The 21,342-nt window shown below is 64.1% G+C and carries 18 protein-coding genes and 1 pseudogene; 5 read left to right on the top strand and 14 right to left on the bottom strand.

The features are described from left to right. Positions 1-26 precede the first annotated feature (26 nt). Positions 27-302: pseudogene (locus PQ455_RS20990) on the top strand (DDE-type integrase/transposase/recombinase); the annotation flags it as partial. 36 nt (positions 303-338) lie between these two features. On the opposite strand, the gene PQ455_RS04360 reads toward PQ455_RS20990, so the two are convergent. The 11 genes from PQ455_RS04360 to PQ455_RS04310 form a co-directional block, all read right to left on the bottom strand. Continuing rightward, the gene (locus tag PQ455_RS04360) at positions 339-1,067 is read right to left on the bottom strand and encodes a GntR family transcriptional regulator (RefSeq protein WP_273689514.1); all 729 of its coding nucleotides are present in this window, start codon (positions 1,065-1,067) and stop codon (positions 339-341) included. Between the two features lie 75 nt (positions 1,068-1,142). Next, positions 1,143-2,030 (bottom strand): NAD(P)-dependent oxidoreductase, encoded by an 888-nt coding sequence (locus PQ455_RS04355; RefSeq protein WP_273689512.1) that lies wholly within the window; start codon positions 2,028-2,030, stop codon positions 1,143-1,145. Continuing rightward, positions 2,027-3,733, bottom strand: a complete 1,707-nt coding sequence (ilvD, locus tag PQ455_RS04350; protein ID WP_273689510.1) for a dihydroxy-acid dehydratase — start codon at positions 3,731-3,733, stop codon at positions 2,027-2,029. The genes PQ455_RS04355 and ilvD overlap by 4 nt, the downstream gene beginning before the upstream one ends. Before the next feature lie 18 nt (positions 3,734-3,751). Continuing rightward, positions 3,752-4,684, bottom strand: a complete 933-nt coding sequence (locus PQ455_RS04345; protein WP_273689509.1) for a 2-hydroxyacid dehydrogenase — start codon at positions 4,682-4,684, stop codon at positions 3,752-3,754. Further along, the gene (locus PQ455_RS04340; protein ID WP_273689507.1) at positions 4,681-5,433 is read right to left on the bottom strand and encodes an SDR family NAD(P)-dependent oxidoreductase; all 753 of its coding nucleotides are present in this window, start codon (positions 5,431-5,433) and stop codon (positions 4,681-4,683) included. The genes PQ455_RS04345 and PQ455_RS04340 overlap by 4 nt, the downstream gene beginning before the upstream one ends. Further along, on the bottom strand, positions 5,426-6,283 hold the full coding sequence (locus PQ455_RS04335) for an isocitrate lyase/PEP mutase family protein (RefSeq protein WP_273689506.1): 858 nt from the start codon (positions 6,281-6,283) through the stop codon (positions 5,426-5,428). The genes PQ455_RS04340 and PQ455_RS04335 overlap by 8 nt, the downstream gene beginning before the upstream one ends. Further along, positions 6,280-6,912, bottom strand: coding sequence for a 3-isopropylmalate dehydratase small subunit (leuD, locus tag PQ455_RS04330; protein WP_273689505.1), 633 nt, complete (start codon positions 6,910-6,912; stop codon positions 6,280-6,282). Before leuD ends, PQ455_RS04335 begins: the two co-directional genes overlap by 4 nt. Next, positions 6,912-8,336 carry a 3-isopropylmalate dehydratase large subunit gene (locus PQ455_RS04325; protein ID WP_273689503.1) on the bottom strand — a complete coding sequence of 475 codons (1,425 nt, stop codon included), beginning with the start codon at positions 8,334-8,336 and terminating at the stop codon, positions 6,912-6,914. The genes leuD and PQ455_RS04325 overlap by 1 nt, the downstream gene beginning before the upstream one ends. 37 nt (positions 8,337-8,373) lie before the next feature. Continuing rightward, positions 8,374-9,159 (bottom strand): SDR family NAD(P)-dependent oxidoreductase, encoded by a 786-nt coding sequence (locus PQ455_RS04320; RefSeq protein ID WP_273691230.1) that lies wholly within the window; start codon positions 9,157-9,159, stop codon positions 8,374-8,376. Between the two features lie 5 nt (positions 9,160-9,164). Next, a complete protein-coding gene (locus PQ455_RS04315; RefSeq protein WP_273689501.1) occupies positions 9,165-10,550 on the bottom strand; it encodes an MFS transporter in 1,386 nt (461 codons plus the stop codon). 14 nt (positions 10,551-10,564) lie between these two features. Next, positions 10,565-12,784: a TonB-dependent receptor gene (locus PQ455_RS04310; protein ID WP_273689500.1), complete on the bottom strand. Its 2,220-nt coding sequence runs from the start codon at positions 12,782-12,784 to the stop codon at positions 10,565-10,567. A 383-nt stretch (positions 12,785-13,167) separates the two neighbouring features. Here PQ455_RS04310 and PQ455_RS04305 point away from each other — a divergent pair, with 383 nt between their 5' ends. After that, positions 13,168-13,851: an IS6 family transposase gene (locus PQ455_RS04305; RefSeq protein WP_420542857.1), complete on the top strand. Its 684-nt coding sequence runs from the start codon at positions 13,168-13,170 to the stop codon at positions 13,849-13,851. A 144-nt stretch (positions 13,852-13,995) separates the two neighbouring features. Here the strand turns inward: PQ455_RS04305 and mobA are convergent, their stop codons facing one another. Genes mobA through PQ455_RS04290 form a run of 3 tightly spaced genes read right to left on the bottom strand, consistent with a single transcriptional unit; the run spans position 13,996 to position 17,592 of the window. Then, complete coding sequence (gene mobA, locus PQ455_RS04300; protein WP_273689498.1) at positions 13,996-14,517, bottom strand: molybdenum cofactor guanylyltransferase; 522 nt, start codon at positions 14,515-14,517, stop codon at positions 13,996-13,998. Continuing rightward, complete coding sequence (fdhD, locus tag PQ455_RS04295; RefSeq protein WP_273689496.1) at positions 14,514-15,293, bottom strand: formate dehydrogenase accessory sulfurtransferase FdhD; 780 nt, start codon at positions 15,291-15,293, stop codon at positions 14,514-14,516. The genes mobA and fdhD overlap by 4 nt, the downstream gene beginning before the upstream one ends. A gap of 10 nt (positions 15,294-15,303) precedes the next feature. Next, entirely contained in the window at positions 15,304-17,592 is a 2,289-nt protein-coding gene (locus PQ455_RS04290; RefSeq protein WP_273689494.1) for an FdhF/YdeP family oxidoreductase, read from the bottom strand. A 117-nt stretch (positions 17,593-17,709) separates the two neighbouring features. Between PQ455_RS04290 and PQ455_RS04285 the strand changes: the two genes are divergently transcribed. The 3 genes from PQ455_RS04285 to PQ455_RS04275 all read left to right on the top strand — a co-directional run bounded on the left by PQ455_RS04285 (position 17,710) and on the right by PQ455_RS04275 (position 21,342). Further along, on the top strand, positions 17,710-18,795 hold the full coding sequence (locus PQ455_RS04285; protein WP_273689492.1) for a catalase family protein: 1,086 nt from the start codon (positions 17,710-17,712) through the stop codon (positions 18,793-18,795). A gap of 184 nt (positions 18,796-18,979) precedes the next feature. Continuing rightward, entirely contained in the window at positions 18,980-21,064 is a 2,085-nt protein-coding gene (locus tag PQ455_RS04280; RefSeq protein ID WP_273689491.1) for a catalase, read from the top strand. Then, positions 21,064-21,342: a UvrB/UvrC motif-containing protein gene (locus PQ455_RS04275; protein WP_273689490.1), complete on the top strand. Its 279-nt coding sequence runs from the start codon at positions 21,064-21,066 to the stop codon at positions 21,340-21,342. The genes PQ455_RS04280 and PQ455_RS04275 overlap by 1 nt, the downstream gene beginning before the upstream one ends.

Raw genomic sequence — 21,342 nt, 5'->3', positions numbered from 1 at the left:
GCTAATCCAACTCATCGCCCGGGGTGATGATGTATGTGCGCTTTCCGCTGAGCTTGCGGAATGTTGAGGATCTGCTGTTCGAGCGCCGGATCGACATCTGCCACGAAACGGTGCGGCACTGGTGGAACCGCTTCGGCCCGATGTTCGCTGGCGACATCCGCCGGCAGCGCGTGTCTCGCATGCGCGGGTTTCGTCATTGGCGATGGCATCTGGATGAGATGTACGTGAAGCTCAACGGCGAGATGGTCCACCTCTGGCGCGCCGTCGATCACGAGGGCGAGATGCTCGAGAGTTACGTCACGACCGAGGGGGCTCCACCGCAATACCCCATCGATCATTTACGGATCATAGGTCTGGCCACCAGGATAAGCCTTGCTAAAATTGCGCTGCATGGTCTCGCGGCTCGAAAGAATGTGCTTTCGCATCAGTTGTTCGGAGCCGTCCACATCCCGCGCGCGGATAGCGGCGACGATCGCCAGATGGTCGCGATAGGATCGCTGGGTATCGGCCTCGCCGAACAAGCGGCTGACTTGAGATGCGCTCTGGAGGCGTTGATTGGTGTCGAAGATCAGCGGTAGGCGCTGGGTCTGAATGATGACACCACCCAACATTGGATTGTCGGCCTGCTCGATCAGGAGTCTGTGGAACAAGAAGTTAAGATCAAACCAGCGGAAGCTTTCGCGCTCGCCCCAGATCGTACCAAAAGCCACAGCATGCATCTCGCTCATGATTTCGGTCAGACGCGCATCTGCTTCGGCGCTCAGCCCCTTCTCGGCGACGAGACGGCAAACCATTCCCTCCAGTGTAGCGCGAACGTCGAAGGCGTCCAAGATATCCTTCAGGCTGAAACGACGGACCACATACCCGCGATTGGGCGAGTAAATGACCAGTTGCTCCCGCTGGAGGAGTTTAAGCGCCTCGCGCACCGGAGTCCGTGATGTACCGGTGAGATTACCGATCGCCTGCTCCTGCAAATGGGCACCCGGCAACAACGCACCATTCACGATCCGCTCACGGATCCATGCTGCGACCGCTTCTCCCCGCGTCCCCGTATCGGGCTCTATCATCTTGTCCTCAAACGGCCAGGCTGCGCCGCATATGATCCGTCAAACCTCCTCTATAGGCGCCATCAGACCCCCACCTCAATCGTCACGGTCGGTGCGGTCGAACAGCCGGAGCAGCGCTGACAGATCGTCGTCCGGCGACACTTCGGGATGTGCGACCGCCCGATCGAGCGAATGCCTTGTTTCCCGGAGCATCGGCGCCTCCACGCCGATGGCCGCCGCCATGCCCGCCGCAAACGCCGCATCTTTCGCCATCAGCGCGATTGAGCCCGACCGGGGATAAAATCGATGCGCTGCCATCCTTGGCCCGAACAATTGCAGCGGCCGGGAATCGGCAAAACCGCCACGCAACGCCGCAGGCAGACACGCGACATCGACGCCGGCCGCTCGTGCGATCGCTATCGTCTTGGCAATCGCCTTCAAGCTAGCGGCGACGATGATCTGGTTGCAGAGCTTGGCGGCCTGACTGGAACCGGCACCACCGAGACGGGTTCGGTTCGCGGACAATGCCGCCAGGAGAGGCTCAGCGCTCGATACCGCATCGATCGTATCGCCGATGAACATCGTCAACTGGCGGTCGCGCGCCGCCTCGGGGCCACCGGATACCGGCGCCTCGACCCATGCAACACCGAGCCCCGCCGTTCGCGATGCGACCTCGCGAGCGTATTCGGACGATCCGGTCGACAGATTGACGATGGTAAGGCCATGACTGGATCGATCCGCGAGCAATCCGTCATCGCCGAACAGCACCGCATCGACCGCATCGTCACTGGTCAGGCAGAGGCCAACCAAGTCGCAGGCGGCTGCCAACCGAGCGGGAGTATCGCAGGTGACCGCTCCGTGCGCGGCGAGGGCGTTGCTCCGCGTCTTCGTGCGGTCCCAGACGCGGAGCGGATGCAGTTCCAGTAATCGGCCGGCCATCGCGGCGCCCATATCGCCCAGCCCGACGAAGCCGAGCCGATTCATTGATCGCGTGACCAGACCACCCCACCCGAATGGGTAACCGCGCCTAGATGCGCCGGCCCGACAGAGCCACGGTATTTCTCGAGTAGTCCGCCCAGCCGTTCAAGGTGAGCCGACGGTAGCGCTGCCCGGCGTGCCGCCATCTCCTGGGCCGAAAGATCGACATCCAGGACGAGTTCGCCGGCACGCGCATCGATCGCGATCATGTCCCCGTCACGCACCAGTGCGATGGGGCCACTGTCCGCCGCTTCGGGGCAGACATAGCCGATACACAGGCCGCGCGTGGCACCCGAGAAACGGCCGTCGGTGACGAGGGCGACGGTCTCGCCCCGTCCCTGCCCGTAGATCAGGGCCGTGATGCCCAGCATCTCGCGCATGCCCGGCCCACCACGCGGCCCCTCGTTGCGGATCACGATCACGTCGCCGGGATCGTAAGCCATGGCCTTGATCGCCTCCAGGCAATGCTCTTCCGATTCGAACACGCGCGCCGGGCCACGATGCTCCAGTTTGCGCAAGCCGGCGACCTTCAATAGTGCGCCATCAGGAGCAAGGCTGCCCTTCAGGACGACGACGCCTCCGGTCGGCGCGATCGCATCGGCCACGGCCCGCACCACTTCGCCATCAGGCAGCGGCGCCTGTGTCAGTTCTTCCCCAATCGAGCGCCCCGTCACCGTCAGGCAGTCGCCATGGAGGTGGCCGCCGTCAAGCAAGGAGCGCAGGATCACTGGAGCGCCGCCCACGTAGAAGACATCTCTCGCCAGGAACCGCCCGCCCGGCTTGAGATCGGCGATCAGCGGCGTGCGCGCGAATACCGCGGCAACGTCGTCCATCGTGAAGATGAAGCCGCATTCATGGGCGATCGCCGGAAGATGCAGGGCTGCATTGGTCGATCCCCCGGTGGCCGCAACCAGTGCGCATGCGTTTTCGATGGAGCGCCGCGTGATGATGTCGCGCGGTAGCGGCCCATCCCCTGTCACCGCCGCCATCAGGACACGCGCACTGCGGCGCGCGAGAGGCGCCCGTTCGGAAAAGACCGCCGGAACCATCGAGGAGCCGAGGAGCGCCATGCCGAGCGCCTCCGAGACCATACCCATGGTGTTGGCGGTATATTGGCCGGCGCAGGAGCCGGCGGTCGGCAGGCAGGCTCGCGCCACCGCCTCCAATTCCTCGACCGGCTCCGCGCCGGCCAGAACCTTGCCGATCATCTCATAGGTATCGACGATGTTGACGTCGCGGCCATGGCGTCGGCCGGGCAGCGCCGATCCGCCATAGAGAAACACCGAAGGCACGTTGCAGCGCGCCATGCCCATGAGGATGCCGGGAATATTCTTGTCGCAACCGCCGATGCCAAAAATGCCGTCCCATTGGTGGCCACGCACGGTCGCTTCCACGCTGTCGGCGATCAGTTCGCGGGAAATCAGCGAGAAGCGCATGCCCGAATGCGCCACCGACAGGCCGTCCGAAACCGAGACTACGGGACATTCGTGCGGCGTGCCGCCATGAGCGTAGACCCCGGTCTTGGCATGCTGCGCCTGCGCCTGAAGCGTGAGATTGCACGGACTCATCTCTCCGCCGGTATGGATCACGCCAATATGCGGGCGAGCGATGTCCTCATCGTCCTGGCCGAGACCGTAGAGGAAGCTGCGGGTCGTGGTGCGTATGATGCCGTCGGTGATGGTTGCCGAACGATAAGGGGGCCGCGTCATCGGTGTTCCTTCGAGGGGCTAAAGGATGCGGCCGGCTAGTGGCATGCCGGAGCGAAAGGCGCGGACGTTCGCGACGACATGTTCCAACATCGCGACACGGGCATCGCGCGTTGCCGAACCGATATGGGGCGTTAACAAGAGATTGGGCGCTTCGAGCAGGTCGGGGTCGAGCGCCGGCTCGCCGCGAAACACATCGAGCGCCGCCGCGCCTAATCGGCGGTCACGTAAGGCGGCAATCAGCGCCCGCTCATCGATCACGCTGCCCCGCGCGATGTTGACGAGCATCCCCTCCGGCCCGAGCGCGTCAAGGAAGGCGGCATCGACGAACGCCTCCGTTTTCGCCCCACCGGGAAGCGCGACAACCACGACGTCGGCCCAGCGCGCGAGCGCCAAGGGATCGGCTTCGTGCCGTAATTCCGACCATAGGACTGCGCTGCGGCTGTGGTAACCGACGATCATGCCGATCGCCTCCGCCCGCAGCGCGATCGCCTGTCCGATCCGCCCGAAGCCCAGAATGCCGATCCGGCGCCCTCGCGCCGATCGGCCGAGCGGGAGCGGTCCGCCGGTCCAGTCGCCGGCGCGGACGAAGGCATCGGCGTGGGCATTGCCCCTGAGAAGAGTCAGTATCTGCCAGAGCGCCATATCCGCGACATCGTGGGTGAGGACATCGCCCGAAGCGGTGATCGCGACCTGCCCTCGCCGTGCGGCTTCAACGTCGATCAGGTCGATCCCGGCGCCGAAATTGGCGATCAGCTTCAAGTTTGGCAGAGAGTTCAGTAGCGCCGCCGGCGCCCCACGCATCGAATGGGTGATTAGGCACTCCACGTCGCCGCCTTGCGCGCGAAGCCAAACGCAGGGATCGTCGAGCTGATCGAGGATCGGAACCGCGTCGCCGAGCAGATCACTTGGCTGCTGCGGCGACGGGAGCGGGGTCGTCTGCAAAATCGTCATTCGAAGCCGCCATCGATGCCGATGAACTGGCCGGTGATCGATCGACCGGCGGGTCCCGCGAGGAACAGGATCATGTCGGCGATATCTTCGGGTTCGACCAGCGCACCGGTCGCATGGCGACCGAGGAACCGGTCGCGCGCCTCCTCTGGAGAAAGAGCGGTGGCGGCCGCATAATCGCGCAGAACCTGATCGATCCGCTTACCGCGCGTTGTTGCGGGCAGGATCGCGTTCACGCGGATGCCGTGCCGCCCGACTTCGCGCGCCAGCGCCGCCGTCAGCCCCAGCACGCCGGCCTTGGAGGCGGCGTAAGCGGCTCGGTTGCGATAGCCGATACGCGCCGCGACCGAAGACATGTTGACGACGGAGCCCCCCTGCCCCGCCGCCAGCATCAGCGGTATCATCGCGCGACAAGCCAAGAATGGCGCGGTCAGGTTCACGTCGAGCAAGGCCCGCCACATCTGCGGATCCAGGGCTTGGACGGGCGCGGTCGGCCCGGAAATGCCGCCATTGTTGACGAGCAGGTTCACCGCGCCCGTCGTCGCCACCACCCGATCGATCGCGGCCTCATCGGCAAGATCGCAGAGCAGAAAACAACAGCCGATCCGCGCCGCGAGTGCCTCGCCGACAGCGGAGTCGCGATCGGTCACCGTCACGTCATAGCCGGCAGCGATCGAACATTCGGCAAGCACCGCGCCGATCCCCCCCGCGCCCGCCATGATAAGCGCGCGACGAGTCCCGGCATCAGCCATGGCGACGGTCGATCTCCATCCATTCATCCATGCCCATGATGTTGGTGAGCGTGGCAAAGGTCGGCAATTCGCCCTCCTCGGCGAATTTTCCGGTGCGGAGAGCCGCGAGGGTACGCTCGAACGTGCCAATCATGCGGAGGAGAAGCGTCGCGGGATAGAGGATGATGGAGAAGCCCATGTCGCGATAGGTTTCGGGGGACAGCACCGGCGTCTTGCCGCGTTCGGCGGCGTTGACGATCAGCGGTACATCGAATGCGGCGCCGATCGTCTCCAGTTCCCCGATCGACGTCGGCGCCTCTACGAACAAGGCATCGGCACCCTTATCGATGTAGCGGCGGCCGCGTTCGATCGCCGCGTCCAGCCCCTCCACGAGCCGTGCGTCCGTCCTTGCAACGATCGCGAAATCGGGGTTGCGCCGGGCTTCGATCGCGGCGGCGAGTTTCGCTTCGGCGGTCGCCACCGGCACGACCTCACGGGTCACCGCCGCGTGGCCGCACTTCTTGGGGCTGACCTGATCCTCCAGCACGATCGCGCTGACCCCCATATCCTCATAGACCCGGACCGTGCGGACGACGTTCTTGACGTCGCCATAGCCATCGTCGGCATCGACGATCAGCGGCAAGCGTGTCGCGCCAGCGATGTCGCGTACGGCCGCACTGATCTCGCCAAAACTGGCGAGGCCGAGATCGGGCAGGCCGGTACGGCACCCGATCACGCCGAAGCCGCCGATCGCGGCGGCGGCGAAACCCGCACGCTCGATCATGCGGGCCGACAGCGCATCGTGCGCCACCGGCAGCAGCAGTGGATTTTCCCGCTTGAGCAGGTCCGCGAGGCCAACAAAATCCGTCATGCGGCCTCTCCCACGATATCATAGACCCAAGGCCGGCGCAGCCTGTCTGCGGCCTGATAGGCTGCGATCTGATCGTCCCGCTTGCGCGTCGCATCGATCGCGTCGAGCCCCTCAACCAGCCGCTCGCGCTGAAGGTCGGGGAGATGAAAAAGATGCTTGCGCCCATCGGGCGAATGGATGACCTGGCCCGCCAAATCGACCGTCATCACGCAATTGTCCGGAGTGATCTCGTCGGCGATCGATTGAACGGCAGCCTCCTCGATCGCGATTGGCGCAACGCCGTTCATGTAGCAGTTGCTGGTGAAGATCGCGCCGAAACTGGGGGCGATCACCGCCCGGATACCAAAATCACGCAGCGCCCAGACCGCGAACTCCCGCGAACTCCCGCAGCCGAAGTTCGGCCCCGCAAGCAGGAATTTCGATTCCCGAAAAGCACCCTGATTAAGAATGAAATCGGGATCGTCCGAGCCATCCGCCAGATAGCGCCAGTTGAAGAACAGCCCTTTGCCGAAGCCCGTCTTCTGGACCTTCATCCCAGTGTGGCCGGGGGTGATTTGGTCGGTATCGATATTATTGCGCATGATCGCGGCGGCGACGCCGGTTTCGGATACAAACGGCTTCATGCTCATCAACGATCTTCCTGGCTGGCGAAGGCGCGGGCGTCGGCGATGCGACCGGCGATGGCCGATGCGGCGACGGTGACGGGGCTGGCGAGGTGCGAGCGGACATGAGGGCCCTGTCGATCCTCGAAATTCCGATTGGTGGAGGCGACAACGCGGGCGTCACGCTCGAAACTCTCGCCGCCCGTGGCGCCGCTCATGCAGAGCGAGCAGCCCGCCTCGCGCCATTCGAAACCCGCGTCCTCGAATATCTTGTCGAGCCCCTCGGCCTCGGCCAGCAGCTTGGTAGCGGTCGATCCGGGCACGCAGATTGCCGTCACCCCCTCGGCCACCTTGCGCCCCTTCAAGATCGCTGCCGCCGCACGCAGATCATCGATACGGCTGTTGGTGCATGACCCAATGAAAGCACCCGTGATCGGCAGACCCACCAGCGGCGTGCCGGGCGCGATCTCGGCATAGCCGGCAGCCCGCTCCCGCGATGTCCGCGAGACCGCATCATCGGTCGCCAGCGGATCAGGCATGACGTCGCCGAGCGCTGCGCTATGCTCAGGACTGGTGCCCCAGGTGACCTGAGGCTCCAGATTGGAGCAGTCCAACTCATATTCGCGATCGTAAACGGCATCGGCGTCGCTCGCGAGCGTGCGCCAATAAGCGACCGCGCGTTCCCAATCCTCGCCCTTCGGCGAGAATTCGCGATCCTTCAAATAATCGAAGGTGACGTCGTCGGGCGCAACCGTGCCCGTTCGCCCGCCGAATTCGACCGCCATGTTGCACAGGGTGAGCCGCCCATCCATCGGCAGCGAACGGACAGCCTCGCCGCCAAACTCGACAGCGTAACCCGTGCCGCCATCGGCGGTATATTTCGCGATCAGGGCCAGGATCATGTCCTTGGCGTGGACGCCGGGCTGCAATTGTCCGGTGAAATTCACCCGCAACGTCTTCGGTTTGGTCAGGATCACGGTCTGCGTCGCCAGCGCATGTTCGCTGTCGCTCGACCCCACACCCCAAGCGAAGGCACCGACCGCGCCCACCGTACAGGTATGGCTGTCACCGCAGATGAAGGTCATGCCGGGCAGCGCCGCGCCCAGTTCGGGCGCGATCACATGCACGATACCTTGGCGCCGATCCTCCAGACCGAAGAAGCGGATACCGTGTGGGCCGATCCGTTCGGTAAACTCGCGCAGGAAATCGTCGCCGCCCGGCATCCGTGTCGTCATGCCGCGCCCCGGTACGGTCTCCAGCACATGATCGACCGTGCCAAAGGTCAGTTCGGGATTACGCACCGTGCGATGACGTGCATCGATTTCCTTCAGCGATACAGCGCCGCTCACTTCATGCAGGAAATGGCGATCGATGTGGATCAGGAAGGCGCCATCGCCCAGATCGGCGACGACATGATCGTCCCAGATCTTCTCGAAAAATGTTCTGCCCATGAGGAATGTCCGTCGTGAGGGATGAAGACGATCGGCGTCAGACGCGACGCATCAGGCTGAAGCTCTGCGCGGTCGGGCCGATGTCGGGCTGGCAAGCCATGAACAGCGCGAGCGGTACGATGTCCTCGGGCGCCTTCAGCCATTCGTGCGATCGCTTGGAGGAAATCGGCTCCCCGCCAGCCGGGGTGGCCGAAATAACCTGGCCGAACGTGTCTTCGTAGAGCTGGGTGCGGACATTGCCGGGCAGCAATTCGTTGACGCTGATATTGTAGCCAATCAATTCGGCCGCGACCGAGCGGGTCAATGCCCAGGTGCCGGCTTTCGACGCGGCATAGGCCGAAGTCGAAGCCGTGCCATTATGCCCCTGCCCCGATCCGACGACGATGATTTTGCCGGCGCCCCGCGCCTTCATTGGCGCAACGGCGGTGCGAATGCAGTAATAGGAACCGATCAGATTAACGTCGATCGTCCGCTGCCAGTCCACCGGATCGGTCGTCTCGACTGGACCGACAGCCAGCGCGACGCCATGACTGAGCACCATCAGATCGAGCCCACTGTAAGCCGCGATTGTCGCGTGAGTCATGGCGGTCACGCTCTGCAGATCGGTCACGTCGGCGGCGAAGGCCATAGCGACGCCGCCCTCCTCCTCGATCAACGCTACCGTCTCGGCGATCTCGCTTTTGGACCGCGCCGCGCAGCAAACGCTCGCGCCCGCCGCCGCGAGGCCCTGTGCGATGGCCCGGCCACAACCGCGCCCCGCTCCCGTTACGATGGCGACCTTGCCCTTGAGGGGCTGCGCCGTGCGCGCCCAATCGTCCCACATGTGCATCAATGATTGTCCCTTGGTGAAGCGACCACGGCGGCGACGCTCTCAGCATCGGCCAGTACCGCGCGAAGTGGTCGGCGGCTGCGAAGAAGGAGCAGCGCGGTGATCGGGCCAACCACCGCGCATGTCAGTGCGATGGCGGAGCCGATCATCCGATCGCTACCGAAAAGAAGGTCGGTCGACATGGCGACCGCGATCGGCCCCAATGCTTGCCCCATGACATTATAGAATACGAAGAAAATGGCGGTCGCCTGGCCGCGATACTGGCTGGGCGTGGTCAGTTGCAGAATCGCGCCCGCGACCGGAAGAAAACCGCCGTGCAGGGAATCGTAGATGACGATCCCGACGTAGGCGATGATCGCATTCGGCGCGAGACCGATGAGTATGCCGGCGGCGGCCAGCACGAGCACGCCCCAGACGTAAAACATCATGTGAATGTCCCGTTGGCCAGCTCTGAACATGCGATCGACCGTTCGGGCAACCAGCAGCATGCCGAGCGGCCCCACCGTCAGTTGGAAGGTCGCCAGCAACATGCCGACGCGCCCGACGGGCTCGCCGTAGGTTCGCATGATGTGTGTCGGCAGCCAGGAAGAAACGCCGGCCGTCATGATCGCGAGTGTGCTGAACCCGATGAAGTGAAGCGCGTAGAAGCCCGCGTGCCGCCTCAGGTAGGTGGCGGCGCCCGCGCTGCTCCGGTGCTGCATGTTAGCGTGGCCACGCCGCGGCTCGCGCACCGCGAAAATAAGCAGCGCCAGGGGAATGCCGGGGAGGCTTGCCAGCAGCAGCACCGCCTGCCACGGCAGCATCGAGCCGATCAGAGGGAGATCGATGCCGTCCCCCCGCTTGAAGTGACTCAGCATCGTCCCGCCGATCGCGAACGACAAAGCGGAGCCGATGAAAGCGCCCAGCGTAAAAATACCTAGGGCGCGCGATAGTTTGTCGCGCGGAAAGAGGTCCGCGATCATCGAATGCGCGGCCGGCATAAGCGCAGCCTCTCCTGCCCCGACCCCGAAGCGGGAGCCGAGCAATTGCCAGAAACTGCGGGCGAGGCCGCCCAGTGCGGCGAACACCGACCAACTCGCCACACCCCAGAAGATGATGTTGCGCCGTTGCATCCGATCGACCGCCCAGCCGATCGGAAAGGAGAAGATTACGTAGAATGAAACGAAAGCCGCTCCGGACAGCAGACTCATCTGGAGGTCCGTGGCGCCGATCGTCTCGCGGATCGGATCGATCAGGAGTGTGATAAGCCGTTTGTCGAAATAGGCGATCGCGTAGAGGAGCGTAAGAATCCAGACCGTTGTCCATGGTCGTGCGTCGGGGTTCCGGGGTGATGCCTCGCCAGCCGGAGCCTCGATCGTCTGCAAATGGCCTATCGGTCCGGTCATGATCGGCTGATCCTTCAGAAACGCAGATTGGCTTGCAGCGCGATGCTGCGCGGTTCGTCCGTACCGATCAAATAGGAGCCGCGCGACTGAGCCAGGTTGGTCCCGAAGACGCGGATGAGCCGGTTGGTCAGATTTTTGCCGACGAGCGACACTTCCCACCGTTCATCGGTGTCGGTAATTCCCAGAATGGCCCCCAGGCGGACGTATTTACCCTGCGTGAGGAATGGGTCATTGTTGTTCGAGAAATTGTATCGATCCGTGAAGAAGGCGCTGCCATTGAGCCGCATCTTCAATCCGCTGGTGATCGGCGCCAGATAATCGAGCGTGTAATTGCCGCTGTACTTCGGAGCATAGCGTGTGCGCACCCCTGTCAGGTCGACGAACGGGCGCCCCTGTTGCACGTCGAGCGCGTTGCCGCCAGCGTTGCGATAATCGGTGAATTTGGAGTCGAGCAACGTCAGGCTGAGACCGGTGGTCAGCCCACTGATCACGCGCCAGCGCCCCTCCACTTCGACGCCCTGCGCCCGCGCGCCACCGGCATTACCGATCACGTTGATGACGCCGACACCGAAATTCTGCGAAACCGAGACTTGCAAATCCTTGAAGTCGTTTCGGAATACCGCGAGGTTCAACGTGAGGCGGCGGTCGAACCACTGGCTCTTGATGCCCGCTTCATAGCCATCGACATATTCGGGATTGAACGACAAGGCCGCCGCCGCGCCGGTATGCTCCAGGCCATTGAAACCGCCGGCTTTGAAGCCGTTGGTATATTTGGCGTATATGTTGAGCGTCGGTCGGGGTTGATAGGTGAAGACCGCCGAAGGACTCAAGTGTGCGTCCGACCGCCGCGCCTGGCGTACGCCTGCGACGCCAAGACCCGCAGCGGTACCGAAGCGACTGCCAAGCGCCTCCAAGGTAGCAGTCGGATAGGGCGTGATGCTGCCGAACGAGCCCAGCGAGATGCCGAAACCCTGGTTGAGGCTGATCGATTTATCGACCCAGCTCTGCCGGCCGCCGACCGCCAGGGTCAGCTGGGCAGTCGGGCGGAAAGTAGCGAAAGCATAGGTTGCGTAGGTCTTCGACCATTGCCGGTAATCATCGAACTGCCCGAATGACCCGAGAGGCGCGAGCGCGGCGAACTGACCGGTGAGCCGAGAGTTGAGCGAGGTGAAGTTGTAGTTCACCCCGCCCCGGATAAACTCGCGATTGAGATAAGCGCCAGCATCCAGCGCGATCCAGCTATCCCGGCGCGTCGCGACACGGAACTCCTGGCTCATCTGCGAGAAGCGTTCCGGCGTCGTGAAATGCGTAAGTGTTGCGCTCGTACCGTCCGTATCCAGCCGCTGGGTGTATCGAGTCCGACCGTAGGCGGTGATCGACGACAGTTCGAGCGGCCCCGCGTCGTAGCTGAGCGACGACACATAGCTTTGCGTGTTGACGTCGATGCCCTGACCCGGGCTGTGGGAGCGGACCTGGTTGAGCCGGACATCCTCGCCCCTGTTGAGCGCGATGAGACAACTTCCCGTGGCACCGGCCGTGAACAAGGGATCGGGCGGACAATAAGCGATCTCGTCAGCGATGGCGCCGGTCTGGCGGCTCCGTTCGCCACTTGCTTTAATGGTCCAAGTCAGATCGTCGATCGGCTGCCAGCGCACGGTGGCGCGGCCGGCGTAGGATCGAACGCGCGGAATGCGCAGCCCACCCAGCCCAAGGTCGCGAATATAGCCGTTACCTCGCGTCACGATCCCCGCCACGCGAATTCCGAGTGTTTCGGTAAGCGGGGCACCCACAGCGCCCTCCACAGTGCCAGCGTTGAAATCGAAATTGTAGGATCCGCGAACATAGCCTTCGAGGCGGTCACCGGGATCGCGAGTGACGATATTGAGAACACCGGCAATCGCATTGTTTCCGAAATAAACGCTCTGCGGCCCCTTTAGAATTTCGACCCGAGCAAGGTCGAGAAAAGCAGCCCCGTTCGATCGCGACCGTCCCTGATAGACGTTGTCTACAAATGTCGCGACCGACTGCTCGAACAAGGGGTTATTATCACCCGAGCCGACGCCCCGAATCGACAGGCGATTGGCGGCGCCGCCCTTGGTGACGACCACGGCCGGCGTCTCCGCCGTCAGTTGCTCCAAGGTGATAAGATTCTTCTTCTGAAGTTCCGCTCCGCTCACGACGGTAGCGGAAATCGGCACGTCCTGAAGCCGCTCGACCCGCCGCTGCGCGGTCACGACGATCTCATCAGGAGCTGCGGTTGCTCGAATAGGCGCCTGCGCTTGAAGCGGCGCAGCCAGCCCCAAAGCGACGACCGAAGACGACCAAATGTAGCCCCCCCTTTTTCTCATGATTGTCACGACCCTCTCCAACATCGTTATATTCTCACATGTTTGTATGCGTGTATACAATGATCTGTCAAGCGCTATGGGTTGGCGTGGCGACCAAGTACGATAGACGTTTTTGCCAGATTTCAGCCAAATTTCGCGATCAGTCTGGGCGTGACGCCATCAGCCCAAAAAATTATTCGACCGCGGGGCCGGTTTATGTTGGAGTGGTTCGGCATGAGGGTAGCGGGCGGTGTCAGGGCAACGTGGCAGGAACATGCGATCGACAATATCTGGCCAAACCGAGCCGCAGATCACGAGCACTTCCTTCAAGACGTCTTCGCTATTTCAATTCGTCACCCGGGGCGATCCGCCTCGTGGTTATGATGTATGCGCGCTTTCCGCTTAGTTTGAGAAACGTCGAGGATCTGCTGTTCGAACGCGGGATCGACATCTGCCATGAAACGGTGCGGCACTGGTGGAACCGCTCCGGGCCGATGTTCGCGGGCGATATTCGTCGGCAGCGTATTTCACGAATGCGCGGGTTTCGCCATTGGCGGTGGCACCTGGACGAGATGTACGTGAAGCTGAATGGTGAGATGGTCTACCTCTGGCGAGCCGTGGATCACGAGGGTGAGGTGCTCGAGAGCTACATTACAAAGACCCGCGACAAGGATGCGGCTCTCACCTTCATGAAGAAGGCGCTGAAGCGCCACGGGTCACCGGAGGCCATTACCACCGATGGTCTGCGCTCCTATTGCGCGGCGATGAACGACTTGGGCAATGCCGAGAAGCAAGAGGTCGGTCGCTGGGCTAACAACCGCGTCGAGAACAGCCACCTCCCCTTTCGACGACGAGAGCGGGCGATACTGAGATTCAGGCGAATGAAGACCCTTCAGAAATTCGCCTCGGTCCACGCCAACGTCCACAATCATTTCAACCTCGAACGCCACCTCGTCGATCGCCAGACTTACTAGGAACGTCGCTCCGCCGCCCTGGCGAAGTGGCAATCGCTCGCAAGCTAGTCCCCTGCCCTCATGGACCGAACACCATCGTGGGGAGAGCGGTTCGCGTTAGACTGACGGCCCCGAACCAGTCCCTCATCGACGCTCAAACGGCGGTCAGCTATGAAGCAAATCCAGATCGGCCGGGCGATTGATGTTGGCGGGCGCGGGGTGGGGCAGCAATTCCGCCCGGAGCGTTTCCGACCAATGCCGCATCGATCGCCGGCGTGTGGTGCGCAAATGGGCCTCCAGTCGCGCCGTGGCCCCGCTCCGCCAGATGCCGATGACGGGCAGGTCGGCAAGGCAGGCATCGCCCTCGGCGTCGCGCAACCGGATCAGCAGGCTTTCGCTCAGAAGGGGCGTATCGCAGGGCGCGGTGATGACCCGATCGAAGCCGTTGGTGGCAGCATGGTGCAGCGCGGCGGCAAGGCCGCCCAGCGGACCCAGATCGGGTGCGGGGCGGTCGGCGAGGCTCGTCCAGCCGCCATAGGGGCGGCCGCATACCACGATGTGCGACGTGACGGTGGCAAGGCTGTCGATCACATGATCGATCAACGGTCTGCCGTGCAGTTGCGCCATCGCCTTGTCGGAACCGAAGCGGCTCGACCGGCCTCCAGCGAGGACGGCGCCAAGGATCATGGCGTGGTCGCCAGGCAGAAATCTGGCCGGGCGAGAACGCGGAGGGCGAGGCCGGCTTCGGCCGCGCGGCGGACAGCGAGGTCGGTGGGGGCGGAGATGGTCGCGAGCATCGGGCAGCCGGACAGGACGGCCTTTTCGACCAGTTCGTAGGAGCAGCGCGAGGTGAGCAGGGCGAAACCATCGCCCCATCCTTGGCCGGCGCGCAGCATCGCGCCGATCAATTTGTCGAAGGCGTTGTGGCGGCCGACATCCTCACGCACATCGAGGATCATCCCGTCGTCCGAGCATAGAGCGGCGGCATGGACGGCGCCGGTCTCGCGATTGAGGGGCTGCCCGTCCTTCAGCCGATCCAGCGCGGCGAAGATGGCGGCGTCCGAGCCCGTCCAACGGTTCGCCAGCACTGGCAGCGGGCGAAGCGCCTGTTCCAGATTTTCGATCCCGCACAAGCCGCAGGAGGCATCCGACGTGCGATGACGGACACGCTGGGCGAGGCGATCGCTGACGGGCCGCGCGGCGGTGATCCGCAGGATGTAGCCGGCTTCCGTCTCGTGCGGTTCGACATCGACGATCTCGCCCGCCCATTCGATCAATCGCTCGGTCAGCAGAAAGCCATAGGCCAGGTCGATCAGGTCGATTGGGCTGGCCATCAATACCGCATAGCCCAGCCCGTTGATCTCGATGGCGACGGGCGCCTCGACAGCCAGCGCGCGCTTCATCCGCTCCACCGCGCTATCGGCCGACAGGCGCGTGAAAGCGGCGCTTACGCTCGCGGTCATCGTCGGCCGCTCAGGCGACGATCCTCACCGGCACCGATTTGGCGGCCGGGACATGGCTCTGCTCGGCATGATGCTCCACCGGGATCAGGCCGTTGCACTCGGGATAATAAGCGCCGAGGCATCCGGCTGGGATGTCGTAGGGCGTGACGATCAGGCCGTCACGGCGGCGGGCGACGCCGTCCCCCGCATCGCTTTCCAGCGCGACGATCTGGCCCTCCGTCAGCCCGGCGGCGGCCATGTCGGCGGCGTTGATGAACAGCACGTCGCGCGTGCCCTTCACCCCGCGAAAGCGATCGTGATAGCCGTAGATGGTGGTGTTGAACTGGTCGTTGGAGCGCAAGGTCATCAGCCGGTAGCGCCCGGCCGCGTCCGCGAAGCCGGTGGCGGAAAGCCCGGCCGGCGTGTGGAACTCGGCCTTGCCGCTCTCGGTCAGCCAGATGCGTTCGGAAGCCTTGTTACCCTTCCACATGCCGCCCGGCTTGAAGAGGTTGGCTTCATAATCCTTGAACACATCCGGATAGGTTTCGGCGATCGACGCGCGGATTGTGGCGTAATCGGCGACCCAGCCGTCCCAATCGGCCCTGGGATTGGCGGGCAAGATGCGCTTGGCGATCTCGGCGACGATCGCCGGTTCGGACAGGAGGTGCGGGCTGGCCGGCGCCACCTTGCCGCGCGAGCCGTGGATGCAGCTGGTCGAATCCTCGACCGACACCGCCTGCGGGCCGCTCGCCTGCACGTCCTCCTCGATCCGGCCCAGGCAGGGCAACAGATAGGTGAGCTTGCCCGGCACCAGATGGTTGCGGTTGAGCTTGGTCGCGATCTGCACCGAGAGGTCCAGGTTCGGCCAGGCCGCCTCCATCGCCGCGGTCTCCGGCACGGCACGCAGGAAATTGCCGCCCAGCGCCACGAACGCCTTCACCGATCCGTCGATCACCCCCCGGCAACTCTCGACCGTATCGAGCCCCTTCTCGCGCGGCGCGATGAACCCATATCGCGCCTCGAGCCTGTCGACCGGGACCAGATCGGTCTTCTCCGTGATGCCGACGGTGCGCTGGCCCTGCACATTGGAATGGCCGCGCACCGGCGTCGGCCCCGCACCCGGCTTGCCGATATTCCCGCGCATCAGCAGCAGGTTGACGACCATGCGGACATTCTCGACGCCCTTCACATGCTGGGTCAGCCCCATGCCGTAGATCGCCATGACCGCTTTGGCCTTCGCATAGACCTTGGCGCTTTCCTCCAGTTCTGCCCTCGCCAGACCGGATTCGCGCTCGATCGCGTCCCATTCGGCGGCGCGGACCGTGGCGGCGAAGGCGGGGAAACCGTTGGTGTGGGCCTTGATGAAGGCGTGATCCAGCACCTCGGGTTCGCCTGCCGCCCGCGCCGCATCGTCCCACTCGATCAGATATTTGGCGATCCCGGTCATCGCCGCGATATCGCCGCCGGCGCGCACCTGATGATATTGGGTCGAGATGTTCGTCTCGGCCAGGGTCGCCATCTCGATCGGGTTCTGCGGATCGGTGAAGCGTTCCAGCCCCCGTTCCTTGAGCGGATTGAAGGTGATGATCTCCACCCCGCGCTTCCGGCAGGCACGCAGGTCGTGCAGCATACGCGGCGCGTTCGACCCGACATTCTGGCCGAAGAACAGGATCGCGTCGCAATGCTTGAAATCCTCGAGCTGCGTCGTGCCGACCGGCACGCCGATCGCCGCCTTCAGGCCGACCGAGGTGGATTCGTGGCACATGTTGGAGCTGTCGGGCAGGTTCTGGTTGCCGAACATGCGCGCCATCAGCCCGTACATGTAGGAGGCTTCGAGACTGGTGCGGCCTGACGAATAGAACACCACAGCCTTGGGATCGATCGGCTTCAGCGCGGCGCCAATGCCGTCGAAGGCTTCGGCCCAGCTACAGGCGACATATTTGTCGGTCGCGGGATCGTAGCGCAGCGGGTGGGTCAGGCGGCCGTGCTGCTCCAGATCGTAATCGCGCCAGCCGCGCAGTTCCGTGAGCGTATGCGCGGCGAAGAAATCGGGCGTGGTGCGCAGGGTGGTCAGTTCCCATGCGGTCGCCTTGGCGCCTTCCTCGCAGAATTCGAACGGATGATGGTCGGCGGGCTTGGGCCAGGCGCAGCTGACGCAGGCGAAACCGTCGGGCTTGTTCTGCCGGCCGAGTTCGACGAGCGTGCCGGGCGCTATCTTTTCGCGCGGCATGATCTCCGCCAGCGACCGCACCGATCCCCAGCCGCCCGCCGGCCCGGCGAACGGCTTAATCTCGGGCTCGTCCGATTTCTGCTCGGTCATTCTGTTCCCGCTAACCCATATTAATTTATCGGCTTTTTTGGCCGAACGACTGTCCCATGGGCGGAACGACACGACAAGCGAATGGTTCAGTGTCCGAATATTTCGGAGGAAACACGCATGACCCATCCCGTGGCCTACTCGCCCGACGTCGAAAAGCACGAACCGGACGAGGCGGAGACGGTGCGCGGGCTGGAGGATCAATTCAAGATCATCCTCGACACGACCTCGCAGGATTATGGCCATGCGGTTCGATCGGTGCACGCCAAGGGCCACGGTTTGGCCAAGGGCAAGCTGCGCGTGCAGGAGGGCCTGCCGTCCGAACTGGCGCAGGGGATGTTCGCGCAGTCCGGCGATTATGAGGTAATCCTGCGCTTCTCGACCAATGCCGGCGATATCCTCGACGATTCGATCACCCTGCCGCGCGGGCTGGCGCTGAAGGTGATCGGCGTACCCGGCGAGCGGCTGCCCGGTGCCGAAGGTGACACGCAGGATTTCGTGATGGTCAACGGCCCGGCCTTCGCGGCGCCCAACCCGAAAAAATTCCTGACCAACCTGAAGCTGCTGGCCAAGACCACCGACAAGGCGGAGGGCGCCAAGAAGGTGCTGTCGGCGTTCCTGCGCACGGCGGAAAGCGCGCTGGAGGCGGTCGGCGGCCAATCGTCGATGTTCCAGACGCTGGGCGGGGCCAAGCCTTTCCACCCGCTGGGCCAGACCTATTTCAGCCAGACGCCGTTCCGTTACGGCGCCCATATCGCCAAGTTCCAGCTCGTCCCCATCTCCGCGATCAAGGATTTCGCGGAGGAGCAGATCGACGCCACCGGCCGCCCCGACGCCATCCGTGAGGAGATGAACCGGTTGCTGCCCGAACAGGGCGGCGTGTGGGAGCTGCGGGTCCAGCTCAACCGTGATCTGGAGAAGATGCCGATCGAGGACGCCTCGGTGCCATGGGACGAGGCGCTGAGCCCGTTCCTGACGGTGGCGACGCTCACGGTGCCGCCGCAGATCGCGTGGGAGCATCCGGCCAGCGAGGCGACGGAAGACGCGCTGTCCTTCAGCCCCTGGCACGGCCTTGCGGCGCACCAGCCGCTGGGCGGCGTCAACCGCGCCCGCAAGGATCCGTACAAAATGTCGGCCGACTATCGCGGCAAATTCAACGGCTGCCCGATGCATGAGCCGCGCTCGCTGGCGGAGGTGGGCGGCTAAGCGTCCTCATCTGAACGCTCCTGGAGTGAACGGCGGATGGCCTGCCAAGGCCGGATCATCCGCCGTTCGGCCCTGAAGAGCGGCCCGCCGTTAGCCTATGTTAGCGCTGTCTTTCTTTCTCGCACATCGCTGAACCATCAGCCTTTCCGCCGGTTTAGGTCGCTCCAGCGGAGGAGCGAATTTCATGGCGAAGCAGCAGACCCTCGACCCGAGCAGCGGCAACGGGGGCGAAACGCACCAGATCGCAACCGGCGACGATATCCTGACGACCAATCAGGGCATCCCGATCTCGGACAATCAGAACCAGCTCAAGTCCGGCGCGCGCGGCCCGGTGCTGCTGGAGGATTTCGTCCTCCGCGAGAAGATCTTCCACTTCGATCATGAGCGCATTCCCGAGCGGATCGTCCATGCGCGTGGCTCTGCGGCGCATGGCTATTTCGAGCTGTACGAGAGCCTGTCCGACATCACGGCAGCCGATCTCTTCCAGCGCGCCGGCGAGAGGACGCCGGTGTTCACCCGTTTCTCCACCGTCGCCGGCGGTGCGGGCTCCGTCGACACGCCGCGCGACGTGCGCGGCTTCGCGGTGAAATTCTACACGCAGAAGGGCAATTGGGATCTCGTCGGTAACAACATCCCGGTGTTCTTCATCCAGGACGCGATCAAATTCCCCGATCTGATCCATGCCGCCAAGATGGAGGCGAACAAGGGCTATCCGCAGGCCGCGACCGCCCACGACACCTTCTGGGATTTCATCTCGCTGATGCCGGAATCGACCCACATGATCATGTGGGCCATGTCCGATCGCACCCTGCCCCGCTCCTTCGCGACGATGGAGGGGTTCGGCATCCACACCTTCAAGCTGGTCAATGCCGAGGGCAAGGCGACCTTCGTGAAATTCCACTGGAAGCCGAAGGCCGGGCTGGAATCGACCATCTGGGACGAGACGGTGAAGATCGCCGGTGCGGATCCCGACTATCAGCGCCGCGACCTGTTCGAACGGATCGACCGGGGCGACTTCCCCGAATGGGAACTGGGCCTCCAGCTGTTCGACCAGACATTCGCCGACAGCCTGCCGTTCGACGTGCTCGATTCGAGCAAGCTGATCCCCGAGGAATTGTGCCCGGTCCGCAAGGTTGGCCGGATGGTGCTCGATCGCTATCCCGACAATTTCTTCGCCGAGACCGAGCAGGTCGCCTTCTGCCCGGCCAACATCGTGCCCGGCATCGATTTCACCAACGATCCGCTGCTTCAGGGCCGGCTCTTCTCCTATCTCGACACGCAGCTGAAGCGGCTGGGATCGACCAACTTCCACCAGATCCCGATCAACGCGCCCAAATGCCCGGTGATGAACTTCCAGCGCGACGGCCACATGCAGATGCAGGTGCCCAAGGGCCGCGCCAATTACGAGCCCAACAGCCTGAGCGAGAGCGGCGAGATCGCCGGCCCGCGCGAATGCCCCATGTCGGGCTTCAAGACGACCAATACCGCGACCGGCGCCGACGAGCAGGGCGACAAGCTGCGCATCCGCCCCGAGAGCTTCGCCGACCATTATAGCCAGGCGCGGCTGTTCTTCCGCTCGCTGGCGGTGCCTGAGCAGGCGCATCTGGCCTCGGCGATCGTGTTCGAGCTGTCCAAGGTCGGGCTGGAGCATGTCCGCACGCGGATGCTGTCCAACCTCGTCAACGTCGATCCCGATCTGGCGGCGCGCGTCGCCGACGGCCTCGCCATGGACCTGCCCGCCGCCTCGCCCACGGCGGTGCCGGTGCAGGATCTCGACCTGTCGCCCGCGCTGCGCATCATCGAGGGGCCGCTGGTGCCCACCTCGATCGAGGGCGCGGCGATCGGCATCCTCATCGCCGACGGCTCGGACGCCGCCGCCGTCGATGCGCTGACCTCGGCGATCGGCGACGCGGGCGGCAAGCCGATCCTGATCGCGCCCAAGGTGGGCGGCACGAAGATGTCGGACGGGTCGCTGCTCAAGGCCGATGCCCAGCTGGCGGGCTTCCCCTCGGTGTTCGTCGGCGCGATCGCGCTGGTGCTTTCGGAAGAGGGCTGCGCGGCGCTGCTGAAGGAGGCCGCCGCGATCCAGTTCGTGATGGACGCCTTCGGCCATTGCAAGGCGATCGGCCACAGCGAGGCGGCCAGGCCGCTGCTCGACAAGGCCGGCGTCGAGCCGGACGAGGGCATGGTGGGTCTTGGCAAACCCTTCGTGAAGGCGGCGGCGAAGCGTTTCTACGCGCGCGAGCCCAAGGTCCGCACGCTGGCCTGATGGGCGGCGAGGCGGACGACCTGCGGCGGCGGATGGAAGCCGCCGCCGCCGCGCTCGATTTCGAGGAAGCCAAACGGCTGCGTGACCAGCTCAACCTCCTGCGGGGCGGCACCTCGCGGGAGGAGGTGGCTCAGGCCGATACGTCGGGGCTAAGCCGGCAACAGCCGGGCGCCATGGGCCTGGGCACGAGCCAGCAGAGGGTCACGCCGCCCGCCGGCTGGACCCCGCCGAAGAAGCCCGATCCGATGACGCGCGGCCGCAATCGGCGGGCGAAGTAG

This window comes from Sphingomonas naphthae, assembly GCF_028607085.1.
GTDB lineage: Bacteria > Pseudomonadota > Alphaproteobacteria > Sphingomonadales > Sphingomonadaceae > Sphingomonas_Q > Sphingomonas_Q naphthae.
Note: the sequence above shows the minus strand (reverse complement) of the source record. Positions and strands in the feature narration are given on the sequence as shown.

Bases quoted from the DNA above. Each gene is read 5' to 3' on its own strand.
- PQ455_RS04360 (WP_273689514.1), bottom strand. From the start codon at position 1,067: ATGATAGAGCCCGATACGGGGACGCGGGGAGAAGCGGTCGCAGCATGG.
- PQ455_RS04355 (WP_273689512.1), bottom strand. From the start codon at position 2,030: ATGAATCGGCTCGGCTTCGTCGGGCTGGGCGATATGGGCGCCGCGATG.
- ilvD (WP_273689510.1), bottom strand. From the start codon at position 3,733: ATGACGCGGCCCCCTTATCGTTCGGCAACCATCACCGACGGCATCATA.
- PQ455_RS04345 (WP_273689509.1), bottom strand. From the start codon at position 4,684: ATGACGATTTTGCAGACGACCCCGCTCCCGTCGCCGCAGCAGCCAAGT.
- PQ455_RS04340 (WP_273689507.1), bottom strand. From the start codon at position 5,433: ATGGCTGATGCCGGGACTCGTCGCGCGCTTATCATGGCGGGCGCGGGG.
- PQ455_RS04335 (WP_273689506.1), bottom strand. From the start codon at position 6,283: ATGACGGATTTTGTTGGCCTCGCGGACCTGCTCAAGCGGGAAAATCCA.
- leuD (WP_273689505.1), bottom strand. From the start codon at position 6,912: ATGAGCATGAAGCCGTTTGTATCCGAAACCGGCGTCGCCGCCGCGATC.
- PQ455_RS04325 (WP_273689503.1), bottom strand. From the start codon at position 8,336: ATGGGCAGAACATTTTTCGAGAAGATCTGGGACGATCATGTCGTCGCC.
- PQ455_RS04320 (WP_273691230.1), bottom strand. From the start codon at position 9,159: ATGTGGGACGATTGGGCGCGCACGGCGCAGCCCCTCAAGGGCAAGGTC.
- PQ455_RS04315 (WP_273689501.1), bottom strand. From the start codon at position 10,550: ATGACCGGACCGATAGGCCATTTGCAGACGATCGAGGCTCCGGCTGGC.
- mobA (WP_273689498.1), bottom strand. From the start codon at position 14,517: ATGATCCTTGGCGCCGTCCTCGCTGGAGGCCGGTCGAGCCGCTTCGGT.
- fdhD (WP_273689496.1), bottom strand. From the start codon at position 15,293: ATGACCGCGAGCGTAAGCGCCGCTTTCACGCGCCTGTCGGCCGATAGC.
- PQ455_RS04290 (WP_273689494.1), bottom strand. From the start codon at position 17,592: ATGACCGAGCAGAAATCGGACGAGCCCGAGATTAAGCCGTTCGCCGGG.
- PQ455_RS04285 (WP_273689492.1), top strand. From the start codon at position 17,710: ATGACCCATCCCGTGGCCTACTCGCCCGACGTCGAAAAGCACGAACCG.
- PQ455_RS04280 (WP_273689491.1), top strand. From the start codon at position 18,980: ATGGCGAAGCAGCAGACCCTCGACCCGAGCAGCGGCAACGGGGGCGAA.
- PQ455_RS04275 (WP_273689490.1), top strand. From the start codon at position 21,064: ATGGGCGGCGAGGCGGACGACCTGCGGCGGCGGATGGAAGCCGCCGCC.